Below are 492 nucleotides of genomic sequence, written 5' to 3'. Positions count from 1 at the left end.
AGTTTATGGTAGAAAGGGGAAAAATTGAACTTATTCGGAAAAGTGGTATCATTTTCACGTGGAAAGCTAAACAATGATACTCAAAGAGTTACAGCGTGGCAAAACGAAGCGGTAGAATATACAAGTGCCTTTGTGACTAACATTCATAATAAAATCGCTAATGAAATAACAAAAGTAGAATTTAATCATGTTAAATATAAAAAGTCTGATGTTGGTTCTGATACTTTGATTAGTATGGCAGGTTCTGACTTAGACGAGGTTCTAAACTGGAGTTCTAAGGGCGAACACAATAGCATGGAGTTTTGGCAGAAAGTAATTAAAAAGTTGCTATGCACGCGCTATGTTGACCTGTACCCTATATTTGATAGTGAAACAGGAGATCTATTAGACCTACTATTTGCTAACGATAAAAAAGAATATAAACCTGAAGAATTAGTAAGGCTTATCAGTCCTTTTTATATCAATGAGGATACAAGTATTTTAGATAATGCT

Annotated in this window: 1 protein-coding gene; it reads left to right on the top strand. The window is 33.7% G+C overall.

Translation table 11 applies throughout. The annotated features are described in order from the left end of the window. Nucleotides 1-24: 24 nt before the first annotated feature. On the top strand, nt 25-492 hold a 468-nt coding region (locus FDX22_RS21905), incomplete at its 3' end, for a hypothetical protein (protein ID WP_222592559.1).

The organism is Citrobacter sp. TBCS-14, assembly GCF_005280805.1.
GTDB classification, from domain to species: domain Bacteria; phylum Pseudomonadota; class Gammaproteobacteria; order Enterobacterales; family Enterobacteriaceae; genus Citrobacter; species Citrobacter gillenii.
Note: the sequence above shows the minus strand (reverse complement) of the source record. Positions and strands in the feature narration are given on the sequence as shown.